This window comes from Kitasatospora sp. NBC_01266, assembly GCF_036242395.1.
Classification (GTDB): Bacteria; Actinomycetota; Actinomycetes; order Streptomycetales; family Streptomycetaceae; genus Kitasatospora.
In genome coordinates this window covers 5,977,284-6,001,670 of sequence record NZ_CP108458.1, presented here as the reverse complement: position 1 = coordinate 6,001,670, position 24,387 = coordinate 5,977,284, and the positions used below count along the sequence as shown (strand labels likewise).

Annotated in this window: 17 protein-coding genes; 9 read left to right on the top strand and 8 right to left on the bottom strand. The window is 71.8% G+C overall.

The genetic code is table 11. The features are described 5' to 3' along the window. Positions 1-29 precede the first annotated feature (29 nt). From OG403_RS26070 to OG403_RS26045, 6 genes are all read left to right on the top strand, one after another. Entirely contained in the window at positions 30-704 is a 675-nt protein-coding gene (locus OG403_RS26070; RefSeq protein WP_329568412.1) for a DUF3000 domain-containing protein, read from the top strand. 325 nt (positions 705-1,029) lie between these two features. Further along, positions 1,030-1,746 (top strand): response regulator transcription factor, encoded by a 717-nt coding sequence (locus OG403_RS26065; protein WP_329568410.1) that lies wholly within the window; start codon positions 1,030-1,032, stop codon positions 1,744-1,746. 113 nt (positions 1,747-1,859) lie between these two features. Continuing rightward, a complete protein-coding gene (locus tag OG403_RS26060; protein WP_329568408.1) occupies positions 1,860-3,104 on the top strand; it encodes an HRDC domain-containing protein in 1,245 nt (414 codons plus the stop codon). A gap of 158 nt (positions 3,105-3,262) precedes the next feature. Continuing rightward, positions 3,263-4,507, top strand: coding sequence for a thiolase family protein (locus OG403_RS26055; RefSeq protein ID WP_329568406.1), 1,245 nt, complete (start codon positions 3,263-3,265; stop codon positions 4,505-4,507). 2 nt (positions 4,508-4,509) lie between these two features. Then, a complete protein-coding gene (locus tag OG403_RS26050) occupies positions 4,510-6,636 on the top strand; it encodes a 3-hydroxyacyl-CoA dehydrogenase NAD-binding domain-containing protein (RefSeq protein ID WP_329568403.1) in 2,127 nt (708 codons plus the stop codon). Between the two features lie 195 nt (positions 6,637-6,831). Further along, complete coding sequence (locus tag OG403_RS26045) at positions 6,832-7,275, top strand: SPW repeat protein (protein WP_329568401.1); 444 nt, start codon at positions 6,832-6,834, stop codon at positions 7,273-7,275. An 84-nt stretch (positions 7,276-7,359) separates the two neighbouring features. On the opposite strand, the gene OG403_RS26040 is transcribed toward OG403_RS26045, so the two are convergent. From OG403_RS26040 to OG403_RS26015, 6 genes are all read right to left on the bottom strand, one after another. Next, positions 7,360-8,883: an ArnT family glycosyltransferase gene (locus OG403_RS26040; RefSeq protein WP_329568399.1), complete on the bottom strand. Its 1,524-nt coding sequence runs from the start codon at positions 8,881-8,883 to the stop codon at positions 7,360-7,362. Positions 8,884-9,009: 126 nt separating this feature from the next. Continuing rightward, entirely contained in the window at positions 9,010-10,941 is a 1,932-nt protein-coding gene (dxs, locus tag OG403_RS26035) for a 1-deoxy-D-xylulose-5-phosphate synthase (RefSeq protein ID WP_329568397.1), read from the bottom strand. Between the two features lie 190 nt (positions 10,942-11,131). Further along, positions 11,132-12,391 (bottom strand): sugar ABC transporter permease, encoded by a 1,260-nt coding sequence (locus OG403_RS26030; protein WP_329568395.1) that lies wholly within the window; start codon positions 12,389-12,391, stop codon positions 11,132-11,134. 32 nt (positions 12,392-12,423) lie between these two features. Further along, positions 12,424-13,257, bottom strand: coding sequence for an ATP-binding cassette domain-containing protein (locus OG403_RS26025; protein WP_329568394.1), 834 nt, complete (start codon positions 13,255-13,257; stop codon positions 12,424-12,426). 125 nt (positions 13,258-13,382) lie between these two features. After that, positions 13,383-14,486 carry a sugar ABC transporter substrate-binding protein gene (locus OG403_RS26020; protein ID WP_329568392.1) on the bottom strand — a complete coding sequence of 368 codons (1,104 nt, stop codon included), beginning with the start codon at positions 14,484-14,486 and terminating at the stop codon, positions 13,383-13,385. A gap of 201 nt (positions 14,487-14,687) precedes the next feature. After that, positions 14,688-15,884 (bottom strand): ROK family transcriptional regulator, encoded by a 1,197-nt coding sequence (locus tag OG403_RS26015; protein WP_329572561.1) that lies wholly within the window; start codon positions 15,882-15,884, stop codon positions 14,688-14,690. Positions 15,885-16,234: 350 nt separating this feature from the next. On the opposite strand from OG403_RS26015, the gene OG403_RS26010 reads away from it, so the two are divergent. The 3 genes from OG403_RS26010 to OG403_RS26000 all read left to right on the top strand — a co-directional run bounded on the left by OG403_RS26010 (position 16,235) and on the right by OG403_RS26000 (position 21,590). After that, complete coding sequence (locus OG403_RS26010) at positions 16,235-18,025, top strand: outer membrane protein assembly factor BamB family protein (RefSeq protein ID WP_329568390.1); 1,791 nt, start codon at positions 16,235-16,237, stop codon at positions 18,023-18,025. A 141-nt stretch (positions 18,026-18,166) separates the two neighbouring features. After that, entirely contained in the window at positions 18,167-20,749 is a 2,583-nt protein-coding gene (pepN, locus tag OG403_RS26005; RefSeq protein ID WP_329568388.1) for an aminopeptidase N, read from the top strand. A gap of 127 nt (positions 20,750-20,876) precedes the next feature. Beyond that, entirely contained in the window at positions 20,877-21,590 is a 714-nt protein-coding gene (locus tag OG403_RS26000) for a VIT1/CCC1 transporter family protein (RefSeq protein WP_329568386.1), read from the top strand. A gap of 63 nt (positions 21,591-21,653) precedes the next feature. Here OG403_RS26000 and OG403_RS25995 read toward each other — a convergent pair whose 3' ends face one another. Then, complete coding sequence (locus OG403_RS25995; protein ID WP_329568384.1) at positions 21,654-21,890, bottom strand: hypothetical protein; 237 nt, start codon at positions 21,888-21,890, stop codon at positions 21,654-21,656. 21 nt (positions 21,891-21,911) lie between these two features. Then, a complete protein-coding gene (malQ, locus tag OG403_RS25990; protein WP_329572560.1) occupies positions 21,912-24,065 on the bottom strand; it encodes a 4-alpha-glucanotransferase in 2,154 nt (717 codons plus the stop codon). Positions 24,066-24,387 lie beyond the last annotated feature (322 nt).

The window sequence follows — 24,387 nt, the reverse complement described above, 5'->3', positions numbered from 1 at the left end:
ATCCAAGGACAGGGCCTAGTCTTCAGCTCATGGCAGCGGTCGGCGGGAACCCCGCACAACAGGGCGGGACGAGCAAGGAGTCGGCGTCGATCCCCGCGGCGGAGCCGCACGTCGACGCCTTCCGCAGTGCGGTCGAGGCGCTGACGGCGGTGCGCCCGCGCCCCGAGGTGCGGCTGTCCACCGCGCCGGCGCCGCGCCGACTGGCCCCGTTCAGCTGGGCGGTGACCGCCGAGGTGGAGCTGGACGGCGAGGAGCTGGCCGACGGGCGTTTCGTCCTGCTGCACGATCCGGCCGGGCCCGAGGCCTGGCAGGGCGAGTTCCGGGTGGTCACCATGACCCGGGCCGAGCTGGAGCCGGAGATCGCCGGCGACCCGCTGCTGACCGAGGTCGGCTGGGCCTGGCTGATGGACGCGCTGCAGACCCAGGGTGCCGGCTTCGCCGCGCCGGGCGGCACGGTGAGCAGGTGCGCCTCGCAGTACTTCGGCGCGCTGGCCGAACGGCCGTCGTCCACCGAGATCGAGCTGCGGGCCTCCTGGACCCCCTCCGACGGCCGGTTCGAGCGGCACCTGACGGCCTGGACCGACCTGCTCTGCGTCTGCGCCGGGCTGCCCCCGAGCACTCCCGCGCCCCTGGCCGCAGCCGACGCGCCGTCACTCGGCGGAGTGGTCCCGATGCCCGCCAGACGTCGGCCGCGCTCACACTGAAGGCTGACGACCCGTCGAGGGCCGCACACCGCCCACGGGCGGGTCGCCGGGCTGCTCACAGGGCATCACCGGCTGTGATCGGGCGTCAACTACCCAGCTACGGCTGATCGTTTCGTCCCATTTCTGATCGACTTCTGACGACCCATGGGCATGTCGCACCCTTTGTCTGCGCAATTTGTCCGTATTGTGGCTCACCAGATCGTGATCATTCGCTAAAGCCGCGCACGGATGATGCCGAAGCAGTCTGTGACCCTTTCCACACACGGAACACTCCGACTCCTTCGCCCATCGGGGTTCCGTCCGCCACTCCCCTCAGGAGGCAACGGTGTCGGTCCTGCTAGAGCACCCCGCGAACGTGGTCGCCTACCGCCCGACCAAGCCCACGGCCATGGTGGTGATCGCCGACCCCCGGGTCCGCAACACCGTCACCCGCCATCTGTGGGCGCTCGGCGTACGCGACGTCATCGAGGTCTCCTCGATCGCGGAGGCCCGCCCCCGGGTCTCCACCCCGCGCGACATCTGCGTGGCCGACGTCCACCTGCCGGACGGGTCGGGCCTGACCATCCTGGCCGAGACCCGGGCGGCGGGCTGGCCCAACGGCCTGGCGCTGTCCGCCGCCGACGACATCGGCGCGGTGCGCAGCGCGCTGGCCGGCGGCGTCAAGGGCTACGTGGTCACCGGCACCCGGACCAACGTGGCGATGCCGGGCCGCCCGGGCCTGCCGCTGGGCGCCGCCGGGCTGGCCGGCCGGATGCGCCGCCCGGGGATGCCCGGCACCCCCGGACACCTCGGCGCACCCGGGGCCGGCGGTGCGCCCGGGGCTCCGGGTGCCGCGCCCGCCGCCTACCGCGAGCTGTCGGGCCGTGAGGTCGAGGTGCTGCGGCTGGTCGCCGAAGGACAGTCGAACAAGGCGATCGGCGTGGCGATGGGCCTGTCCGCGCTGACCGTGAAGAGCCACCTGGCCCGGATCGCCCGCAAGCTGGGCACCGGCGACCGGGCCGGCATGGTAGCCGTCGCGCTGCGGACCGGCATCATCCACTGAGTGGCCGCGTGGCGGCCCGGAGGAACGTTTCCTCCGGGCCGCCGCCCGCTTTCGGGCAGCTCGACGACCGCCGAGCAGGGTCCCCCTGACGGGGGGCGTCGTACCCTTGGGGAGTGACCGACGCCGCTGAAGCCATCGCCCTAGAGACCGCCCCGGTGCCGCTGCTGGAGCCGCGGGAAGGCCTGCCACCCGTAGTGGCGGACGAAACCGCGCTGGCGGCCGTGGTCGAGGCTTTCGCCGGCGGGACCGGACCGGTCGCCGTCGATGCCGAACGGGCCTCCGGCTACCGCTACGGGCAGCGCGCCTATCTGATCCAGCTGCGCCGGGCCGGCGCGGGCACCGCGCTGATCGACCCGATCGCCTGCCCCGACCTGAGCGGCCTGGGCACCGTACTGGCGGACGCCGAGTGGGTGGTGCACGCGGCGACCCAGGACCTGCCCTGCCTGGCCGAGGTCGGCATGCGCCCGCAGCGCCTCTTCGACACCGAACTCGCGGGCCGGATCGCCGGGTTCGCCCGGGTCGGCCTCGGGCCGATGACCGAGAGCGTGCTCGGCTACACGCTGGCCAAGGAGCACTCGGCGGTGGACTGGTCCACCCGCCCGCTGCCCGAGCCCTGGCTGCGCTACGCGGCTCTGGACGTCGAGGTGCTGGTCGAGCTGCGCGACGCGCTCGAGCGGGAACTGGACGCCCAGGGCAAGCTCGGCTGGGCGCTGGAGGAGTTCGCCGCGATCGCCGCCGCCCCGCGCCCCGCGCCCCGGGTGGACCCCTGGCGGCGCACCTCGGGACTGCACAAGGTGCGCCGGCGCCGGCAGCTGGCGGCCGTCCGCGAGCTGTGGCAGGCCCGGGACAAGCAGGCGCAGGAGCGGGACGTCTCCCCCGGGCGGGTGCTCTCCGACGCGGCGATCGTCTCGGCCGCCCTGGCCATGCCGACCACCGTGCAGACGCTGCAGAACCTGCAGGGCTTCGGCCCCCGAGTGCACCGGCGGCAGCTGGAGCACTGGCTGGCCGCGCTGGACCGGGCCCGGGCGATCCCGGAGGCTCAGCTGCCCCCGGCCGCCGCCCCGCACGAGGGTCCGCCGCCGCCGCGGGCCTGGGCCGAGAAGGACCCGGTGGCCGCCGCCCGGCTCGCCGGAGCACGGGCCGCGGTGACCGAGCTGGCCGAGCAGCACCACCTGCCGGCCGAGAACCTGATCACCCCCGACCTGATCCGCCGGGTCTCCTGGGAGCCGCCCACCGAGGCGACCGCGCCCGCCGTGGCCGGCGCGCTGCGGGCGCTGGGCGCGCGGCGCTGGCAGGTCGAGCTGGTGGCCCCCGTGGTCGCCGAGGCCTTCCTGGCGGCGGCGCAGTCGGCGGCCTGACGGGCAGATCACGGCACGTGGCGGGGGACACACCCGGCTACCGGGGACCGGCCCTGGGCAAGTTGGTTACCGACCAGTAGCATGACGGTGAAGCAGCGCTGCTCGCCCGCGAGCGCGTCTCTGCGCACCATGCCATGTCCCCTGGGAGGAGAGCCCCCGTGCCTCGTACCGCGAGGGACGTCGTCTTCGTTGACGGCGTCCGCACCCCGTTCGGCAAGGCCGGCCCGAAGGGCATCTACCACGAGACCCGCGCCGACGACCTGGTCGTCAAGTGCATCCGGGAGCTCGTGCGCCGCAACCCGAACCTGCCCGTCGAGCGGATCGACGAGGTCGCCGTCGCGGCCACCACGCAGATCGGCGACCAGGGTCTGACCATCGGCCGCACCGCCGCGATGCTGGCCGGCCTGCCCAAGTCCGTGCCCGGCTACTCCATCGACCGGATGTGCGCCGGCGCGCTGACCGCCGTCACCACCACCGCGGGCGGCATCGCCTTCGGCGCGTACGACATCGTGGTCGCCGGCGGCGTCGAGCACATGGGCCGCCACCCGATGGGTGAGGGCGTCGACCCGAACCCCCGCTTCGTCTCCGAGAAGCTGGTCGACGAGTCCGCCCTCTTCATGGGCATGACCGCCGAGAACCTGCACGACCGGTTCCCGCACATCACCAAGGAGCGCTGCGACGCCTACGCGGTGCGCTCCCAGGAGAAGGCCGCCAAGGCCTACGCCAACGGCGACATCCAGCCGGACCTGGTGCCGATCGCGATCCGCAACACCAACCCCGAGGTCGGCGAGACCGGCTGGGGCCTGGCGACCACGGACGAGCCGATGCGCCCGGGCACCACGATGGAGTCGCTGGCGAACCTGAAGACCCCGTTCCGCCCGCACGGCAACATCACCGCGGGCAACTCGGCCGGTCTCAACGACGGCGCCACCGCCTCGCTGCTGGCCGCCGAGGAGGTCGCCGAGGAGCTCGGCCTGCCGATCAAGATGCGCCTGGTCGACTTCGCCTTCGCCGGCGTCGAGCCCGAGGTGATGGGCATCGGTCCGGTGCCGGCCACCGAGAAGGCGCTGGCCAAGGCCGGTCTGACGATCGAGGACATCGGCGCGTTCGAGGTCAACGAGGCCTTCGCCGTGCAGGTGCTGGCCTTCCTGGACCACTACGGCATCGCCGACGACGACGAGCGGGTCAACCCGTTCGGCGGCGCGATCGCCTACGGCCACCCGCTGGCCTCCTCGGGCGTGCGCCTGATGAACCAGCTGGCCCACCGCTTCGAGCAGCGCCCGGACATCCGCTACGGCCTGACCACCATGTGCGTCGGCTTCGGCATGGGCGCGACCGTCATCTGGGAGAACCCGCATTGGAGCGGAGCGACAGAGTCGACCGAGTTCGAGGGTGGTAAGTGATCATGAGCACCACTGAACTCCTCACCCGCGGCGCCGAGCTGTTCCCCGGCGAGGTCGTCACCACCGCGCACGTGCGCCACCTCGACCTGCCGCTGCAGGCCGGCAAGCTGGCGCTGATCACCCTGGACAACGGCTTCGACCACACCAAGCCGACCACCTTCGGCCCGGGCTCGCTGCTCAAGCTGTCCGCGGCGCTGGACCAGGTCGAGGCGGAGGCCGCCGAGGGCAAGATCGTCGCTGTGGCGATCACCGGCAAGCCGTTCATCTTCGCGGTCGGCGCCGACCTCAAGGGCGTCGAGCTGCTCAAGGAGCACGGCGACGCGCTGGCCATCGGCAAGGGCGGCCACGAGGTCTTCAAGCGGATCGCCGCGCTGCCGGTGCCGAGCTTCACCTTCTACAACGGCGCCGCGATGGGCGGCGGTGTGGAGATCGGTCTGCACTGCACCTACCGCACCATCAGCTCCGGCACGCCGGCCTTCTCGCTGCCCGAGGTCTTCCTCGGCCTGGTCCCCGGCTGGGGCGGCTGCACCATCCTGCCGAACCTGGTCGGCCCCGCCAACGCGGTCAAGGTCATCATCGAGAACTCGATGAGCCAGAACAAGCAGCTCAAGGGCAAGGAGGTGTTCGAGCTCGGCATCGCGGACGCGATCTTCGAGCCGGCCGACTTCCTGGAGCAGTCGATCCTGTGGGCCGCCAAGGTCCTCAAGGGCGAGACCGTGGTCGAGCGCCCGGAGATCGACCGCGGCGAGAACTGGGACCAGTGCATCGCCTGGGGCCGCGCGGTCGCCGACGCCAAGGTGCACGGCGCCGCTCCGGCCGCCTACCGGGCGCTGGACATCATGGCCGCCGCCAAGGACGGCGACTTGCAGAAGGGCTTCGACGCCGAGGACGCCGCGCTGGCCGACCTGATCATGGGCGGCGAGCTGCGGGCCGGCATCTACGCCTTCAACCTGGTGCAGCGCCGGGCCAAGAAGCCGTTCGGCGCGCCGGACAAGTCGCTGGCCCGCCCGGTCAGCAAGGTCGGCGTGGTCGGCGCCGGCCTGATGGCCTCCCAGCTGGCGCTGCTCTTCGCGCGCCGCCTGGAGGTGCCGGTGGTGCTCACCGACATCGACCAGGCGCGGATCGACAAGGGCGTGGGCTACGTGCACGCCGAGGTCGACAAGCTGCTGGCCAAGGGCCGGGTCAACCAGGACAAGGCCAACAAGCTCAAGGGCCTGGTCAGCGGTCACCTGGACAAGGCGACGGCGTTCGGCGACGCGGACTTCGTGATCGAGGCCGTGTTCGAGGAGATGGGCGTCAAGCAGAACGTCCTCGCGGAGCTGGAGGCCGTGGTCTCGCCGACCACCATCCTGGCCACCAACACCTCCTCGCTCTCGGTCTCCGAGATGGCCTCCAAGCTGGAGCACCCGGAGCGCGTGGTCGGCTTCCACTTCTTCAACCCGGTCGCGATCCTCCCGCTGCTGGAGATCGTCCGGGCCGAGAAGACCGACGACGCCTCGCTGGCCACCGCCTTCGCGGTCGCCAAGAAGCTGAAGAAGACGGCCGTGCTCACCAAGGACGCCCCGGCGTTCGTGGTGAACCGGATCCTGACCCGCTTCATGGGCGAGATCCAGAACATCATCGACGAGGGCACCTCGTTCGAGACCGTCGAGGCGGCCGTCCAGCCGCTCGGTCTGCCGATGTCCCCGATCGCGCTGCTCGAGCTGGTCGGCCCGGCCATCGCGCTGCACGTCTCGGAGACCCTGCACGGCGCCTTCCCGGAGCGGTTCACCGTCTCCGAGAACCTTGCCAAGGTGGTCAAGGCCGGCAAGCGCGGCTTCTACATCTGGCAGGACGGCAAGCAGGTCCTCGACCCCGAGGTGCTGGAGCTGCTCTCCTTCGGCGACAGCGCGCTCACCGAGGAGCAGGTCCGGGCCCGGGCGCTGGACGCCGTGGCCCAGGAGATCGGCCTGATGCTGGACGAGGGCGTGGTCGGCGAGGCGCAGGACATCGACCTGTGCATGATCACCGGCGCCGGCTGGCCCTTCCACCTGGGCGGGATCACCCCGTACCTGGACCGCGAGGGTGTCGCCGAGCGGGTGAACGGCAAGAAGTTCCTGGCCCCCGGCCTGGCCAGCGTGCCGGTCTGAGACCGCGCGCGCGACAGCGTCTGAACGCCTGAAGGGCGGCCCGCTCGATCCGAGCGGGCCGCCCTTTCGCATGCCCGAACCCCACCGCTATACATCAAATGAGGACAAAGCGCATAATACCGTTAGGCCATGGGGGCACCGCCCAGCCGACGGCTGGGGGCGGATCGGACTTGCACACCGAAGGAGGCGAGTCGTATGGCCGACGTCTCACATCGAACCGAGGACATCTCCACCCATCCGGACATCGCGGAGATGCGGACCCGGTACGCGCGCATGATGGACGGACCGCAGGGTGTGGCCGTCGACGGGCTGATCGTGCTCGCCGGCCTGTGGCTGGCCATCTCGCCCTATGTGGTGCACTTCAGTGCCGCCAGCCATGAGCTGGTGATCTGCAATCTGATCCTCGGGATCGCGATCGCCGCACTCGGGCTCTGCCTCACCATCGCGCCGGCCCGGATGTTCGGGCTGACCTGGGCGATGGGCGCGATCGGCGTGTTCCTGATCATCTCCCCCTGGGTGGTGACCGTGGGGCACACGGCGACCCGGGGCATGATCTGGAACCAGGTGGTGATCGGTGGTCTGACCTGCCTGCTCGCCTTCACCGCGGCCGGCATGGTGCTGGGCAACCGGCGACGCTGACCGTCATATCCGCAGCCGCCGACTCCGCTGGAGTCGGCGGCCCACTCTGCGGGCGGGTCACTTCTGCGGGCGGGTCAGTTCCGGTCAGTTCTTGAGGCGGTAGACCATCGCGTCGCCGTAGGCGCCGACCACCTGGTAGTGGGTGTCCAGCAGGTTCTCGATCGCGGGCACCTGGGACGGCTGGTAGGGCGCGCTGCCGGAGTCGTCCACCACGACGGCGGGCAGGCCGTTGGTGCTCAGCTCCTTGTCGAAGGTCTGCCAGGCGTCCGGCACGCTGTACTGCTCACCGACGTCCGCGCTGCCCTTGCCGCCGCTGAAGTTGGTCAGGAACCCCGCGGTCAGGTAGCGGGTGGCCGGCTTGCGGTCGGAGAGCCAGTACAGCTCGGGGTGCATGCCCCAGACCAGCACCGTGTCCTTGGGCGTGCTGCGCTCGGCGACCGCGGTGGCCACCTGGTTGTTCTGGCTCATCTGCTCGCCCGGCCAGGCCACCGCGAGCGCCCAGAACACCGTGCAGGCCACCGAGCTGTAGACCAGCACCGGCTTCCAGCGCAGCGCCGAGACCGAGACCGCGCCGACCCCGAGCAGCACCAGCGGCGGCATCAGCTGCAGGTAGTAGTGGCCGAAGAAGTGGAAGCCGGTGGTCACCGCGACCACCGAGGAGAAGAGCCAGACCCACAGGTCGCTGGGCGCGCCGTGGGACTCGCCCCGGGTCGGCAGCGGGCGCCCGGTCCGGTAGCGGATCCACACCCGGTGGCCGAGCGGGAAGAGGAAGCCCAGCCCGGCCGCCAGCAGGATCGCCGAGTTGCCCAGCGCCCGGCCGAACATCTGCAGCCAGTCGCCGTTCAGCGAGGCGTAGTCGCCGCTGCCGGTCACCACCCAGAACAGGAAGCCCTTGGGCTTGGTCAGGATCACCGCGACCAGGGTTATCGGCAGCGCGAAGCCGAAGCCGACCTTGAGCAGCGCGCTCTTCCACGGCACGGCGCGCAGCCGGGCGTCCTGGAAGAGCATCCAGAGCACCGGCAGCAGCACGGCGCCGCCGGTCTGCTTGGTCAGCGAGCAGACCGCCACCGCGATGCCGGCGGCCAGCCAGCGCCGCCGCTCGGCGTAGCGGAAGGCGGCCACCATCGCGGGCAGCATGAAGACCTCGAAGGTCGCCGCCTGGGTGTCCTCCGGCGAGAGGCCGATGGAGAGCATCAGGTAGAGCACACCGGCCGCGGCGCCCGCCCGGTTGCCCCAGCGGCCGCGCGCGAGCGAGGCCAGCAGCACGGCGGTGACCAGGTGCGCCACGATCGCCAGGGTGCGCAGCGGCCAGAGCGAGAGCGAGCCGAAGACCGAGAAGCAGGCCTCGTAGAGCCAGGGCAGCAGCGGTGGCTTGCGGTCCACCACGGTGTCGTAGAGCACGCCGCCGTCGGCCAGCATCCGGGCCTGGGTGGCCAGGTAGCCCTCGTCGGGGCTCCAGACCGGCCGCAGGAAGGACGGGATGTGGGTCAGTGTCGCCAGCACGGCCAGCACCGGGACCAGCTGGGTCCAGTACCCCGTGCGGACGCGCTCGCGCACTCGCGAGGCGAGTTCGGCAGGGCGCGTGAGGGTCGAGGTCTCGGCAGGCACGAGGGACAACCTACCGGGCGGGACCGGCGGAAGCGCCGCCGGTCCCGCATTCAGATATGAATGTCATATTGTCACTAGGTTTACTGGAAGATCGCTGGACGATCGCTCGAGCGCGATCGACCCCGGTCAGGCCTCGACCGCTGCGGACTGGTCGAGCCGCGAGACCAGCGCCGTGACCTGGCGGGCGATGTCGGGCGCGGTGAGCCCGATCTCGGCCAGGATCTCCTCGCGCTTGGCGTGGTCCAGGAACTCCTGGGGGATGCCGAAGTCGCGCAGCGGCAGGTCCAGCTCCGCGTCCCGCAGCGCCTGGGCGATCGCCGAGCCGACCCCGCCGACCCGCCCGTTGTCCTCGACCGTGACCACCACCCGGTGCTCGGCGGCCAGCCCCGGCAGCGCGGCGTCCACCGGCTTGACCCAGCGCGGGTCGACCACGGTGGCGGTGATCCCCTGGGCGTCCAGCAGCGCGGCCAGCTCCAGGCAGAGCGGGGCCAGCGCGCCGACCGAGACGATCAGCACGTCCGCCCGCCGCTCGCCCTCGGCGGCACGCTCCGGGGCCAGCGGCTCGACGTCGCCGTGCAGCACGTCCATCCCGCCGATCCGGCCGAGCGAGGCGACTGCCGGGCCGACCGCGCCCTTGGAGTAGCGCACCACCGTCGGCGCGTCCTCGACCTGGACCGCCTCGCGCAGCAGGGCGCGCACCTGGTCGGCGTCGCGCGGCGCGGCCAGCCGCAGGCCGGGGACCACCTGGAGGATCGACATGTCCCACATGCCGTTGTGCGAGGCGCCGTCAGTGCCGGTGACCCCGGCCCGGTCCAGCACGAAGGTGACGCCGAGCCGGTGCAGCGCCACGTCCATCAGCACCTGGTCGAAGGCCCGGTTCAGGAAGGTCGCGTAGACCGCGACCACCGGGTGCAGACCGGCGGTGGCCAGGCCCGCCGCCGAGACGGCCGCGTGCTGCTCGGCGATGCCGACGTCGAAGGTGCGCGCCGGGAAGGCCTTGGCGAAGTCGGCCAGGCCCACCGGGTGCAGCATCGCGGCGGTGATCGCCACGATGTCCTCGCGCTCGCGGCCGAGTTCGACCATCTCCTCGCTGAAGACCGAGGTCCAGTCCTTGCCCGAGGACTTCACCGGCAGACCGGTGTCCGGGTGGATGACGCCGACCGCGTGGAAGCGGTCCTCCTCGTTCTGCAGCGCGGCGTGGTAGCCGCGGCCCTTCTCGGTGATGACGTGCACGATCACCGGGCCGCCGAAACCGCGCGCCTTGCGCAGCGCGGACTCCACGGCGGTGATGTCGTGGCCGTCGATCGGGCCGAGGTACTTCAGGCCCAGGTCCTCGAACATGCCCTGCGGCGCGATGAAGTCCTTCAGGCCCTTCTTGGCGCCGTGCAGCGCGCCGGCCAGCGGCTGGCCGACCACGGGGGTGCGCTGCAGGGTGTCGCGGCCCCAGGTGAGGAAGCGCTCGTAGCCCTGGGTGGTGCGCAGCGTGGAGAGGTGGTTGGCCAGGCCGCCGATGGTCGGCGAGTAGGAGCGCTCGTTGTCGTTGACCACGATCACCACCGGGCGGTCCCTGCCGTCGGCGATGTTGTTCAGCGCCTCCCAGGCCATCCCGCCGGTGAGCGCGCCGTCGCCGGTGACCGCGACCACCGGGCAGTCCGTCAGGCCGCGCAGCTGGTTGGCCTTGGCGATGCCGTCGGCGTAGCCGAGCACGGTGGAGGCGTGCGAGTTCTCGATCACGTCGTGCTCGGACTCGGCCCGGGACGGGTAGCCGGACAGGCCGCCCTTCATCTTCAGCCGGCTGAAGTCCTGGCGGCCGGTCAGCAGCTTGTGCACGTAGGACTGGTGCCCGGTGTCGAAGAGGATCCGCTCGCGCGGGGAGTCGAAGACCCGGTGCAGCGCGATGGTCAGCTCCACCACACCGAGGTTCGGGCCCAGGTGTCCGCCGGTCTTGGCGACCTCCTCGATCAGGAAGCCCCGGATCTCCTCGGCGAGGGCAGCCAGCTGCCCCGGAGTGAGCCGGTCGAGATCGCGCGGTCCCCGAATGCGGGTCAGCAGGGGCACCCGTTCCTCCTCTATCGGATACGTGTCGCGGGCAGGCTGTTGGACTACCCAGCTGGTCGAGTCTAATGTCCGCCCGTCGGACGGTTTGCGGCGCGGGGCGCCTTCACCGCTCCCACCAGCCATGCGAAGGCCCGGGACACGCCCCTTGCTGCGGGCGTGTCCCGGGCCTGACAACTGTGCGGGTGGTGGGTCAGCCGCGGCCGGCGGACTTCTGGGTCCGGCGGGAGACCGAGTCCAGCACCACCGCGGCCAGCAGCACCGCACCGGTGATCATGTACTGGATGGACTGGCTGATGCCCTGCAGGTCCAGGCCGGTGACGATGGACTGGATCACCAGCATGCCCAGCAGCGCCGACCAGGTCTTGCCCCGGCCGCCGAACAGGCTGGTGCCGCCGATCACGGCCGCCGCGATCGAGTTCATCAGCACGTTGCCGCTGCCCAGCTGCTTGTCCGCGAAGCCGGCCTGCGAGGCGATGAACAGACCGCCGACCGCCGCCAGACCCGCCGAGATCATGAAGACCGAGATCCGCACCCGGGCCACGTTGATACCGGCCCGGCGGGCCGCCTCCACGCCGCCGCCGACCGCGAAGACCTTGCGGCCGTAGGCGGTGCGGCGCAGCACGAAGTCGGTGATGACGACCACACCGAGGAAGACCACCAGCGCCAGCGGCAGGCCGCGGTCCTGGTTGAGCATGTAGGCGGCGGCGAAGGCCAGCACCGCGAGCACCGCGGCGCGCAGCCCGATCTCGCTGACCGGCCTGGCCGGCAGGCCGGCCTCGCGGCGGCTCTTGGCGCCCAGCAACGCGGCGACCAGGTAGCCGGCCACGCCGACCGCGGCCAGGCCGTAGGCGGCGGCGACGTCGCTGAAGAAGTAGTTGTCCAGGTTGGCGATGAAGCCGTTCGGGATGTTGTTGAGCGTCCCGGTGTTGCCCATCACGTAGCCCTGCAGGCCGCTCCAGGCGAGCAGGCCGGCCAGCGTCACGACGAAGGCGGGCACGCCGATCTTGGCGAAGAAGAAGCCGTGCAGCGCGCCGATGGCCAGCGCGGCCACCACGGCGAGGATCGCCGCCAGGTACTCGTTGACGCCGTGCTGGATGGAGAGCACGGCGGAGACCGCGGCGGAGACGCCGGCCACCGAGCCGAGCGAGAGGTCGATCTCGCCGAGCAGCAGCACGAAGACGATGCCGACCGAGATCAGGCCGGGGCCCGCGATGTAGAGGGTGATGTTGGAGAGGTTGCCGGCGGTGAGGAAATTGCCGGTGATCGCCTGGAAGATGCCGGCGATCAGGATCAGGCCGAGCACCACCGGTATCGAACCGAGGTCGCCCGAGCGCACCTTGCGCTTGAACTCCTCGACGTAGCCGGCGATCCCCTGCTCGCGCACCAGCAGTCGGGGGTCCACGGCGGGGGCGGGCGCCGCACCTGCCGCGTTGTCAGTGGTCTGGGTCACGGTGGAAGCCTTCTCGGGGGTGGCGTGCTTGCTCACTTGGTCATCTCCGCGCTCGCCGTGACGGTCGCGTCCGCGCTCGCCTTGTCGGTCGCGTCCGCGACGCGGGCCTGACGACGGGTCACCGCGTTGTCGGTGGCACCGGTGATGGCCGAGATGATCGTTTCGTGGCTGGTGGTGGCGACCGGGAAGACGCCGTTGTTGCGGCCCAGCCGCAGCACCGCGACCTGGTCGGCCACCGCGCGCACGTCGGCCATGTTGTGGCTGATCAGGATCACGCCCAGGCCCCGGTCGCGCAGCCGCTCGACCAGGTCGAGCACCTGGGCGGTCTGCTCGACGCCGAGCGCGGCGGTCGGCTCGTCCAGGATCACGATCTTCGGGTCGCCGATCAGCGCGCGGGCGATCGCGACCACCTGGCGCTGACCGCCGGAGAGCGCGGCCACCGGGATCCGCACGCTGGGGATCCGGATCGAGAGGGTGTCCAGCAGCTCCTTGGCACGCTTCTCCATCGCCACCTCGTCCAGCCGGCCGCCACGGACCAGCTCGCGGCCGAGGAAGAGGTTGGCGACCACGTCGAGGTTGTCGCAGAGCGCGAGGTCCTGGTACACCGTCGCGATGCCCAGCGCCTGGGCGTCCTGCGGGCGGGTCAGGTGGACCGGCTTGCCGGCCCACTCGATGCTGCCCTCGTCGATCGGGTGCACCCCGGCGATCGTCTTGACCAGGGTGGACTTGCCGGCGCCGTTGTCGCCGACCAGCGCGACCACCTGGCCCGCGGACACCTCCAGGTCGACGCCGGTGAGCACCTGGACGGCACCGAACCGCTTGGAGACGCCGCGCAGGGCGAGGACGGGTATGTCTGACTGAACCATCGGTGGCTCCTTCGGGGATCAAGGGGCGCACATGGCTCAGCTGGCCAGCACGCCGAAGTGCCGACGGGCCGGCCGGACCTGCTGCTCAGGCCCGGCCGACTGCGTCGCTGCTGAAGGCGCGTCCGCTACTGGATGCCCGCGGCCTTGCAGGCGTCGGCGTACTGGGCGGTGCAGATGTCCGAGACCTTGTAGAGGCCGTCGGCGATCACGGTCTGCTCGATGTTCTTCTTGGTCACCACGACCGGGGTGAGCAGCAGCGAGGGGATGCTCTGGCCGCCGCTGTTGGTCGTGGCGGTGGCGGTGCCGGTGACGTCCACACCGTGCAGCAGGTCGACCGCGATGGTGGCGGCGCCCTCGGCCTCCGGCTTGTAGGCCTTGTAGATGGTGTAGGCCTGGTCGCCGGTCAGGATCCGCTGGATCGCGTCGGGCGCGGCGTCCTGGCCGCCGACCGGCATGCCGTTGATGCCGGCGGTCTTCAGCGCGGTGATGATGGCGGCGGCCATGCCGTCGTTGGCGGAGTAGACGGCCTGGAAGCCGTTCTTGCCGAGGGCGGTGATCGCGGCGCCGATCTTCTGGCTGGCGATGGTGGGCTGCCACTCACCGGACTGCTCGTAGACGACCTTGCCCACGCCGCTGTCCAGGATCTTGTGCGCGCCGGCCTTGAACTGACCCGCGTTCGGGTCGGTCTCGCTGCCGTTGATCATCACGATGTTGGCGGTCTTGGCGTTGCCGCCGCTCGCGTTGATCGCGTCGATCAGGGCCTGGCCCTGCAGCTCGCCGACCTTCTCGTTGTCGAAGGAGATGTACGCGGCGACCGGACCGGAGGCCAGGCGGTCGTACGCGATGACCTTGACGCCCTTCTTCTGCGCGTCGGTCACCCAGGAAGCGGTGCCGGTGGCGTCCACGGCGTCCAGCAGGATCACCTTCACACCCTGCGAGACCAGGGTGTCGAACTGCTGCTTCTGGGTCGCCGCGTCGCCGTTGGCGTTGTTGTACTTGACCGTGCAGTCAGGGCACAGGTCCTTGACCTTGGCCTCGATCAGCGGCTTGTCGAAGGACTCGTAGCGGATCGAGGAGGAGTTCTCCGGCAGGAGCAGGCCGATGGTCTTGTTGTCGCCCGAGCTCGCGGAGTTGGAGCTGCTGCTACCGGCCTTGCCACAGGCGGCCAAGGTGAGGGCCATCGAGACCGCGGCGGTACCGACGACGACGCGACGCATCATTGCGTTCATGTGGGGGGTGCCTCCCTGACAGAGCCGCAACGTTGCGGCGAGGTGGAAGGGAGTCAACCCGCCACCTCGCGCTGTCGTCAACAAGTAAAGCCAATGCTCCGGCGATCCAAACCCTTTCGTTATCTTCCTGAAGGCTGAGCCGAGACCAAACTGTCCGACCATGTCCGTTTCCTCCCTCCTTGGGCGGAGGGCGGGGAACCGTCAGCCGCGCGCGCCCACCGCGGCCATGCCGTGTCCGATTGCGCCGGTTTCGCCCATCTCGCTCATCACCAGGGCCAGCGCGCCCAGCACTTCGGCGCGGCCGCCCAGGGTGCCCGGGACGATCGACAGCTGACGGGCCGCCGAGGGGATCGCGTACCGCGCCACCGAGTCCCGGATCGGGGAAAGTACCAGCTCACCGGCCTCGGCGAGGTCGCCACCGAGGATCACCCGGCGCGGGTTGAGCAGGTTGCACAGGGTCGCCACCCCGGTCCCGATCTGCCGGCCGGCATCCGCGATCACCCGGCGGCAGCCCAGGTCGCCCTGCTGGGCCAGCCGGACCACCTCGGACAGCGTCAGCTCGCGCTCGTGACTCGCGTTCAAGAGGTTGAGCAGGTAGCGGGAGCCGACGAAGGTCTCCAGGCAGCCCCGGTTTCCGCAGCGGCAGACCGGACCCGACTCGTCCAGCGTGATGTGCCCGATCTCCCCGGCGGTGCCGCCCGGACCCCGGTAGATCTGACCGTTGATCACCAGCCCGGCGCCCACCCCGCTGGCCACCTTGATGTACGCCAGGTCGCCCAGCCCGCGCCCCGCGCCCCAGACCAGCTCGCCCAGCGCGCCCAGGTTGGCGTCGTTGTCGACGTACACCGCCATGCCCAGCCGCTGGGCCAACTCACGGCCGGGTGCGATGCCGGTCCAGCCGGGCAGGATCGCGGTGGAGCCGAGCGCCCCGGTCTCCACGTCGATCGGCCCCGGCACGCCCAGGCCCACCCCGATCACCTTGTCGGCCCGGAAGCCGGCCTGCACCAGCAGCCGCGCGACCAGCGCCTCGGCCCGCGCGAAGCCCTGCTCGGCGGAGACGTCCACGTTCATCGGCTCGCTCTCCTCGGCGAGCACCCGGTGCGCCAGGTTGCCGACCGCCACCCTCAGGTGCGAGTGGCCGAAGTCGACGCCGACCACGATCCCGGCATCCCCGCTGAGCGAGACACTGCGGGCCCGGCGGCCCCCGGAGGAGGTGTCGGCGACCACCACGGTGCCGCCCTCCTTGAGCTCCCGGACGATGTTGGACACCGTCGCCGCCGACAGCCCGGTGGCCCGGGCGATCTCGGCCTGGGTGAGCGAGCCCGCCATCCGCACGGCGCGCAGCACCCGTTCGAGGTTGGCGCGGTGCAGCGAGGACTGCGACCCCGGCGTGTCCATGGACATGAATGACCTCCTTCGGACGCGGGCACCCGACGGTCCCCCGCCCAACCGCGCCGTTGCGGAAAATTCACCTTCAACTTCTGAACTCTATGCCGAGCGAAGCACCCCCGACCTCGTCACGACGGCAAACCGGACCGCCGCGAACCTCAACGGCGGCTCAGCCGAGCCGTCGGACCCTGTTCACCCACCGCTCGCCGGGGCCGCCGGGGCGCGCCCGCACCGGACCTGGGGCGGCCCGAAATCGGTGCACCTCTACGATGTCCCTTAATTCTCAGCCGCCCCTCCACTCACCCACGTCTCACCGGGCCGGACGGGCGGCACTCGGACGGACAATGACGGGGAATCACATGGCAGGGGATCAGCCCAGTGCGGGCTACGGGCCGCAGGATCCGGCAGGTGGCCAGGGCGGCGTACCGCCACGGCCGGGCGTCGACCCGGCGGCGGTCGCGGACCAGCTGACGCAGCTCGACGGAGCGGCGATCCCCGCACCGGCCCAGCCGCCGGGCGCGGGTGCCGCCCCGGGGGCGCCCGCCGGCCTCGGGGCGCCGGGTGTACCGGGTGGTGCGCCGGACCTGAGCTACCAGCCGACCGCCCACGCCTTCCCCGCGCACGGTGCTCCGCCGGCGCCCGGCGCGCCGGTCGGCCCGTACGACCCGCAGCCGCAGGCCTCCTACGGCTACCCGCAGACGCCACCGCCGCCCGCCTTCGGCGCCCAGCAGGGTGGTTACCCGCCGCCCGCCCCCCTGCAGGGCGGTTACCAGGCCCCGCAGTTCGGCCAGCAGCCCGGCCCGGCCTACGGCTACCCCGGACCGGTCAACCCGCAGCCGACCAAGCAGCGCAACCCCGTGCTGGTCTTCGGCGCGGTCATCGGCAGCGTGCTGGCCGTCGCCATCGTGGTCGGCCTGGTGGTGCTGTTCAACGGCAGCTCGCCCACGCACCCCGGCACGACCGGCGGCAGCACCGGCGGCGGTGGCGGTGGCGGCGACGCCGGAAAGCTGACCGTCAGCTGGAACGTGCCCAAGACCGACAGCGACTCCTCCGACCCGCACACGCTGGGCGACTGGGTCACCGACAAGCTGCTGGTCCGCGGCGACGGCACCGCGCTGACCGGCTACGACCTGAACACCGGCAAGTCGGTCTGGACGCTGAAGGCGCCGGACGGCACCAAGTCCTTCTGCAGCATGTCCAAGAGCGTCAACTCGAACAACATCGGCGGCGTCAGCTTCAACCTCGGCGACAACGACTGCTCCTCGGTCGGTGCGATCGACGCCGACACCGGCAAGCTGATCTACCGGGTCGGCTCGCAGGGGACCAACAAGAGCTTCGGCACCCAGGTCACCGTCACCGACACCACGCTGGCCGCCGCCAGCAGCGGGCTGCTGGCGGGCTTCAACCTGACCGACGGCTCGCAGGTCTGGTCCTACAAGGACCGCGGCCAGTTCTGCATGGACAACGCCGACGCCGCCGGAGCCGTCGTGGTGGTCAGCGACTTCTGCTCCGACCAGACCCAGCAGCAGGAGCTGACGGTGCTGGACGCCAACACGGGCAAGAGCAGCCAGACCTTCAACCTCGGCCAGAACGAGCGGCTGACCAACATCGTCTGGGCCAAGCCGCTGGTGCTGCAGATCTCCAACGGCTACGACAACGACTACCTGGTCGGCATCGACTCCTCCGGCAACGCCGAGGCCAAGGTGCCGCTGAAGGTCGCCGGCGCGGACCGGCTGCAGCTCTCCGCGTACTCCGACCCGCTGAACAAGGACCTGGTGATCGGCAACACCCTCTACGTCGAGGTGGACAACAGCGGCAAGACCTCGATCGAGGCGATCGACCTGGCCAGCGGCAAGACCCTGTGGAACGTCGACGGCGGCGCCGAGAACGGCCTGCGGCTGGTGGACAAGACCTCCACCAACACGCTGACCGCGATCGCCATGGACGGCTTCGACAAGGGCGCCCGGGTGGTCACCCTCAGCCCGACCGACGGCAGCCTGACCCCGGTCGAGTCGTTCAGCACCAAGAGCACCGACGACTCGATCCTCTCGTTCCAGGACTCGCAGGTGCTGTACTCCGACAACGGCCAGGTGCTGTCCATCCCGTCGCTGCCGATCAGCGCCGCCGCCACGCTGTACGCGAAGGGCTGACCCGGCGACACCCCGGTTCGGTTCCGGAGCCCGCCGCCACCACCGCGGCGGGCTCCGGAGCGCCCCGGCACAATCCACTCGGGTCACCGCCGGGCTCCATGGGAGGATCGGGCCAACAAGCCTGACGAAGGAGTCCTGCGAGTGCCTGGCACCAACTTGACCCGTGAGGAGGCCCGCACCCGGGCCGAGCTCCTCCACGTGGATGCGTACGACATCGAGCTCGACCTGAGCTCGGCCCGCGACGGCGGCACCTTCCGGTCCACCACCGTGGTCCGGTTCACCGCCAGGCAGCCCGGCGCCGCCACGTTCATCGATCTGGTCGCACCGACCGTGCACGAGATCGTGCTCAACGGCGAGCAACTGGACCTGAGCGCCTTCGCCGACAGCCGGATCGCGCTGAGCGGCCTGGCCGCCGAGAACGAGCTGCGGGTGGTCGCCGACTGCGCCTTCACCAACAGCGGCGAGGGCCTGCACCGCTTCGTCGACCCGGTGGACGGTGAGACCTACCTCTACAGCCAGTTCGAGGTACCGGACGCCCGCCGGGTGTTCGCCTCCTTCGAGCAGCCCGACCTGAAGGCGGCCTTCGGCTTCACCGTCACGGCGCCGCGCGGCTGGGTGGTCGTCTCCAACTCCCCCACCCCCGAACCGGTCGGCGACGGCGAGACGCAGACCTGGACCTTCGCGCCCACCGGGCGGATCTCCAGCTACATCACCGCGATCATCGCCGGCCCGTACGTCGGCGTCTTCGACGAGTTCACCGACGGCGCGCAGCGGGTGCCGCTGGGCATCTACTGCCGCCCCTCGCTGAAGGAGTTCCTGGACGCCGAGGAGATCTTCGACGTCACCAAGCAGGGCTTCACGTACTTCCAGGAGAAGTTCGACTTCGCCTACCCGTTCGAGAAGTACGACCAGCTCTTCGTCCCGGAGTTCAACGCCGGCGCGATGGAGAACGCGGGCGCCGTCACCTTCCGCGACCAGTACGTCTTCCGCTCCAAGGTGACCGACGCGTCCTACGAGATGCGGGCCACCACGATCCTGCACGAGCTGGCCCACATGTGGTTCGGCAACCTGGTCACCATGGAGTGGTGGAACGACCTCTGGCTCAACGAGTCCTTCGCCACCTACGCGGAGATGGTCGCCCTGGTCGAGCCGGCCGGCACCAAGTGGCCCAACGGCTGGACCAGTTTCGCCAACCAGATGAAGACCTGGGCCTACCGGCAGGACCAGCTGCCCTCCACCCACCCGATCATGGCCGAGATCAACGACCTGGAGGACGTCCAGGTCAACTTCGACGGCATCACCTACGCCAAGGGCGCCTCGGTGCTCAAGCAGCTGGTGGCCTACGTCGGCCAGGACGCCTTCTTCCAGGGCGTGCAGGCCTACTTCAAGCGGCACGCCTGGGGCAACACCACCCTGGCCGACCTGCTCGGCGCGCTGGAGGAGGCCAGCGGCCGCGACCTGAAGGCCTGGTCCAAGGCCTGGCTGCAGACCGCCGGGATCAACGTCCTGCGCCCCGAGCTCGCGGTGGACGAGGCCGGGGTGATCACCTCCTTCGCGGTCCGCCAGGAGGCGCCCGCGCTGCCCGAGGGTGCCAAGGGCGCCGCCGCGCTGCGCCCGCACCGGATCGCCATCGGCTGCTACTCGCTGGTCGAGGGCCAGTTGGTGCGCACCGACCGGATCGAGCTGGACGTGGACGGCGAACTCACCGCCGTGCCGGAGCTGGTGGGCCGTCAGCGCCCGACCGTCGTGCTGCTCAACGACGACGACCTCTCCTACGCCAAGCTGCGGTTGGACGCCGACTCGCTCGCCGCGGTCACCGCGCACCTGGGCGACTTCACCGAGCCGCTGCCGCGGGCGCTGGTCTGGGCCGCCGCCTGGGACATGACCCGCGACGGCGAGATGGCCACCCGCGACTACCTCGCGCTCGCCCTGGCCGGCCTGCCGAAGGAGTCCGACATCGGCGTGGTCCAGTCGGTGCACCGCCAGGTCAACACCGCCCTGCAGCTCTACGCCGACCCCGCCTGGCGCGAGCAGGGCCTGGCCCGCTGGGCCGCCGGCGCCGAGGAGCAGCTGCGGGCCGCCGCCCCCGGCAGCGACCACCAGCTCGCCTGGGCCCGCGCGCTGGCCTCGGTCGCCCACACCGACGAGCAGTTCGCCCTGCTGGCGAACCTGCTGGACGGCTCGGTGGAGCTGGACGGCCTGGCCGTCGACACCGACCTGCGTTGGGCCCTGCTGACCAGCCTGGTCGCCGCCGGCCGCGCCGACGACGGCGCGATCGACGCCGAACTGGTCCGCGACAACACCGCGGCCGGCCAGGAGAAGGCCGCCACCTGCCGCGCGGCCCGGCCCACCGCCGAGGCCAAGGCGCAGGCCTGGGCCTCGGTGATCGACTCCGACGCGCTGACCAACTACGTCCAGGACGCGGTGATCGCCGGCTTCAACCTGCCGGACCACCGCGAGCTGCTGAAGCCCTACGTGGGCCGGTACTTCGACGCGCTCAAGGGCGTCTGGGAGACCCGCAGCCACGAGATCGCCCAGCAGCTGATCGTGGGCCTCTACCCGAGCTACCAGGTCGAGCCCGCCACCCTGGAGGCCACCGACGCCTGGCTCGCCAGCGCCGAGCCGGCGCCGGCGCTGGCGCGGCTGGTGGTGGAGTCGCGGGCCGGGGTCGAGCGCGCGCTGAAGGCACAGGAGGTGGACCGGGCGGCCGCCGCGCGCGGCTGACGATCCGTCGCACATCCTCGGCCCCCGTCCGGCGACTGCCGGACGGGGGCCGCGTGCGTGGCGGGGGACCATGTGCGTGGCGGCGAGCCGCGTGTTTCACGGCGGCGGCTGGGGCAAGACTGGGGCAATGGACGAGAGCGAGCACCCGGGTGACCGCCCGGGCGGGAGCCTGAGCAGCAGGCTGAACTGGCTGCGGGCCGGGGTGCTCGGGGCCAACGACGGGATCGTGTCGACCGCGGGCCTGGTGGTCGGGGTGGCCGGCGCGACCTCGTCGGCGGACACCCTGCTGACCGCGGGGCTGGCCGGGCTGCTGGCCGGCTCGCTCTCGATGGCCTCCGGCGAGTACGTCTCGGTGAGCGCCCAGCGGGACTCCGAGCGGGCCGCGCTCGCGGTCGAGCAGCGCGAGCTGGCCGAGCAGCCGGACGAGGAACTGGCCGAGCTGACAGGGCTGTTCGAGGAGCGCGGGCTGACTCCCGAGGTGGCCAGGGAGGTCGCCGAGCAGCTCACCGCACGGGACGCGCTGACCGCGCACGCCCGGGTCGAGCTGGGCATCGACCCGGAGCAGATCGTCAACCCCTGGCACGCGGCCTGGGCCAGCTTCCTGGCCTTCACGGTCGGCGCGCTGCTGCCGCTGCTGGCGATCGTGCTGCCGCCGGCCGGGCTGCGGGTGCCGGTCACGGTGGCGGCGGTGCTCTGCGCACTGCTGCTCACCGGCTATGTGGGCGCCCGGCTGGGCGAGGCGCCGGTGCGGCCCTCGGTGGCGCGCAACGTGCTGGGCGGCGGCCTCGCGATGGCCGTCACCTACCTGGCGGGCGTGCTGCTGGGGGCGGCGGGGGCCTGACCGATCCGGCCGCCCCGCCGCGCCACCTGGCGGTGGGGCGATAGGGCGGCCGGATCGGACCGGTTACTTCTTCTTGGCCTTGCTGCTGTTCGAGGTACCCAGCATCACCAGGCCGGCGATGATCGCGAAGAGCGCGATCGGGGTCACCACGTACAGGCCGATCGACTCCCCGACGCTCAGGCCACTGGCCTGCTCCGTCGTGGCGTCCTTGGCCTGGGCGAAAGCGGGCGACGACAGCAGCATCATCAGCGTGGCCGCCGCGGAGACCGCACCGGCGCGCAAAGCATTCCTCTTGTCCACGTTTTTCAACGTACCCGCCCTTTATTGGGCGTCGCTCGGCGGGGTCGGCCTTCCGGGTCGGACCGGACCCGCGCTGCGCAGGCCCGCGCTGAGCAGCGTGCCCAGCTCGGCCGCGCCCGGGGCCCGGGCGAGCCGCTCCAGGGTGACCGGGCGGCCGGCGGCGTCGGCGATCGGCAGCCGCCAGTTGGGGTACTGGTCCCAGGTGCCGGGCAGGTTCTGCGGGCGCGGGTCGCCGACCGTGTCGGGCAGCCAGACGCCGACCAGCTCGGCCGGGGTGGCCAGCAGGAACCGGTAGAGCGCGGCCTGGTCCAGCGCGGCACCGTCGGCGAGCAGCCCCAGCTTGGCCAACTCCTGCTTCCAGTCGGACAGTTCATCGGCGGCGGCCTGCTGCTCCTCGGCCAGCGGGCGGGCCAGCAGGCCCAGCTGGTGGCGCAGCTGGACGTGCTCGCCGGTGAGCCGGGCCGCGGTGCTGGGCAGGTCGTGGGTGGTCAGCGTGGCCAGGCAGCCGGGCCGCCAGCGCTCGGGGGCCAGCGGCGCGCCCTTGGCGCCCTCCTTGCCGGTCCAGTCCCGCTCGAACCAGAGCACCGAGGTGCCGAGCACCCCGCGCGCCGTCAGTTCCTCGCGCACGCCGGGCTCGACCGTGCCCAGGTCCTCACCGATCACGGCGGTGCCGGCCCGGTGCGCCTCCAGGGCGAGCACGCCCAGCATCGCCTCGGCGTCGTAGCGGACGTAGGCGCCCTCGGTGGCCGGGCGGCCCGCCGGCACCCACCAGAGCCGGAACATGCCCATCACGTGGTCGATCCGGATCGCGCCCGCGTGCCGGGCGGCGGCCCGCAGCAGCTTGGCGTACGGGGCGTAGCCGGCGGCGGCCAGCGCGTCGGGGCGCCAGGGCGGCAGGCCCCAGTCCTGGCCGTGCGCGTTGAAGGCGTCCGGCGGGGCGCCGACCGAGATGCCGGCCGCCAGGTAGTCCTGCAGCGCCCAGGCGTCCGCGCCGTCCGGGTGGCAGCCGACGGCCAGGTCGTGGATCAGGCCCACCGCCATGCCCGCCTGCTCGGCGGCCTGCTGCGCGCCGCCGAGCTGCTCGTCCACCAGCCAGGCCAGCCAGCGGTGGAACTCCACCGCCTCGGCCAGCTCGGCCTGGGCCGCGGCCAGCTGCGGGGTGCCGGGGTGGCGCAGCCCCTTGGGCCAGTGCCGCCAGTCGTCGCCGTGCACCTCGGCCAGCGCGTTCCAGGTCGCGTACTGCTCCAGGCAGTCGCCCTCCCGGCGGACGAAGGCCTGGTAGGCGGCCTCCCGGCCGGGCCCGCGCGGGACGGCGTGCAGCAGCCGCAGCGCCTCGTGCTTGACCGCCCGGACGGCGTCCCGGTCGATCAGGCCGTCGTGCTCCAGCACCTCGGCGCGCAGCCGGGCGCCCTGCAGTGCCAGCTCGTCGAGCCGGGCCCGGTCCGCGGCGCTGGTGTAGGCGTACTCGGGGACCGCCTCGACCCGCAGGTGGACCGGGTCGGCGAAGCGGCGCGAGGAGGGGCGGTAGGGCGAGGGGTCGGAGGGCACCCCGGGCAGCGCCGCGTGCAGCGGGTTGAGCTGCAGGAAGTCGGCGCCGAGCGCGCCGGCCGACCACTGGGCGAGTTCGGCCAGGTCGCCGAGGTCGCCCATGCCCCAGGAGCGCTCGGAGAGCACCGAGTAGAGCTGGGTCAGGAAGCCCCAGCCCCGGCCCCGCAGCGGGGCCAGCGTCTCGGGGGCCACGATCAGGGTGGCGGAGTCGGAGCGGTCGGCCAGGGTCAGGTGCAGGGTGTGCCGGCCCAGCGGCAGGTCGGCGGGCAGCCAGTGCGAGCGGGCCGGGGCCAGCTGCCAGCTGCCGCCGTCCTCCAGTTCGATGCTCAGCCGGGCGGCGGCGGGCACGTCGAGCGCGGTGCGGCGCCCGGCCCGCACCACCAGGCAGGGCGGCAGCAGCCGGGCGGCGGCGACGGCGCGGTGCTCGGCCAGCGCCAGCTCGACGGCCTGCGGGGTGCTCGCGTCCACGCCGAGCGCGGCCAGCACGGCGATCAGCGTGCCCGCGCCGACCTGGACCGGCGCACCGTCGCCCGGGTCGTAGCTGCTGTCCACGCCGTGCGCGTGGGCCAGGGCGGCCAGCGCGGGCGTGGGCAGGTCCGAGGTGGCATCGGCGGCGGGGCCTGACACCTCGTCAGGCTGCTCGTCGGAGCGGTGGAGATAGGCGGCCAACACGGTCTCCTGGAGGGCTCGGGAACTATGGCGAGGGTGTGGTGGGACTGGCGCGGCGGCAGATGCTCGGTCAGCTCCACTCCTACCCGGCCGATCCGCCCAGCACCCGCGACGGCGCGCCGCAGGCGTCGGAGCGATCGATTTCGTCGGGTTCCGCGCACGTTCGTCGGGTCCGCGCACGCCGGATGGGCCTCGCCGCCCGATGAGCCTCACTGCCGGACAAAGTGGGATGGAACGGTCATCGGACCGGCTCACGTTGACAGTGGGAGCAGCCAACTGG

What these genes read in the sequence shown, in the direction of transcription:
- OG403_RS26070 (WP_329568412.1), top strand. Translation starts at nt 30, where the DNA reads ATGGCAGCGGTCGGCGGGAACCCCGCACAACAGGGCGGGACGAGCAAG.
- OG403_RS26050 (WP_329568403.1), top strand. Translation starts at nt 4,510, where the DNA reads ATGAGCACCACTGAACTCCTCACCCGCGGCGCCGAGCTGTTCCCCGGC.
- OG403_RS26045 (WP_329568401.1), top strand. Translation starts at nt 6,832, where the DNA reads ATGGCCGACGTCTCACATCGAACCGAGGACATCTCCACCCATCCGGAC.
- OG403_RS26025 (WP_329568394.1), bottom strand. Translation starts at nt 13,257, where the DNA reads ATGGTTCAGTCAGACATACCCGTCCTCGCCCTGCGCGGCGTCTCCAAG.
- OG403_RS26020 (WP_329568392.1), bottom strand. Translation starts at nt 14,486, where the DNA reads ATGAACGCAATGATGCGTCGCGTCGTCGTCGGTACCGCCGCGGTCTCG.
- OG403_RS26015 (WP_329572561.1), bottom strand. Translation starts at nt 15,884, where the DNA reads ATGGACACGCCGGGGTCGCAGTCCTCGCTGCACCGCGCCAACCTCGAA.
- OG403_RS26010 (WP_329568390.1), top strand. Translation starts at nt 16,235, where the DNA reads ATGGCAGGGGATCAGCCCAGTGCGGGCTACGGGCCGCAGGATCCGGCA.
- OG403_RS26000 (WP_329568386.1), top strand. Translation starts at nt 20,877, where the DNA reads ATGGACGAGAGCGAGCACCCGGGTGACCGCCCGGGCGGGAGCCTGAGC.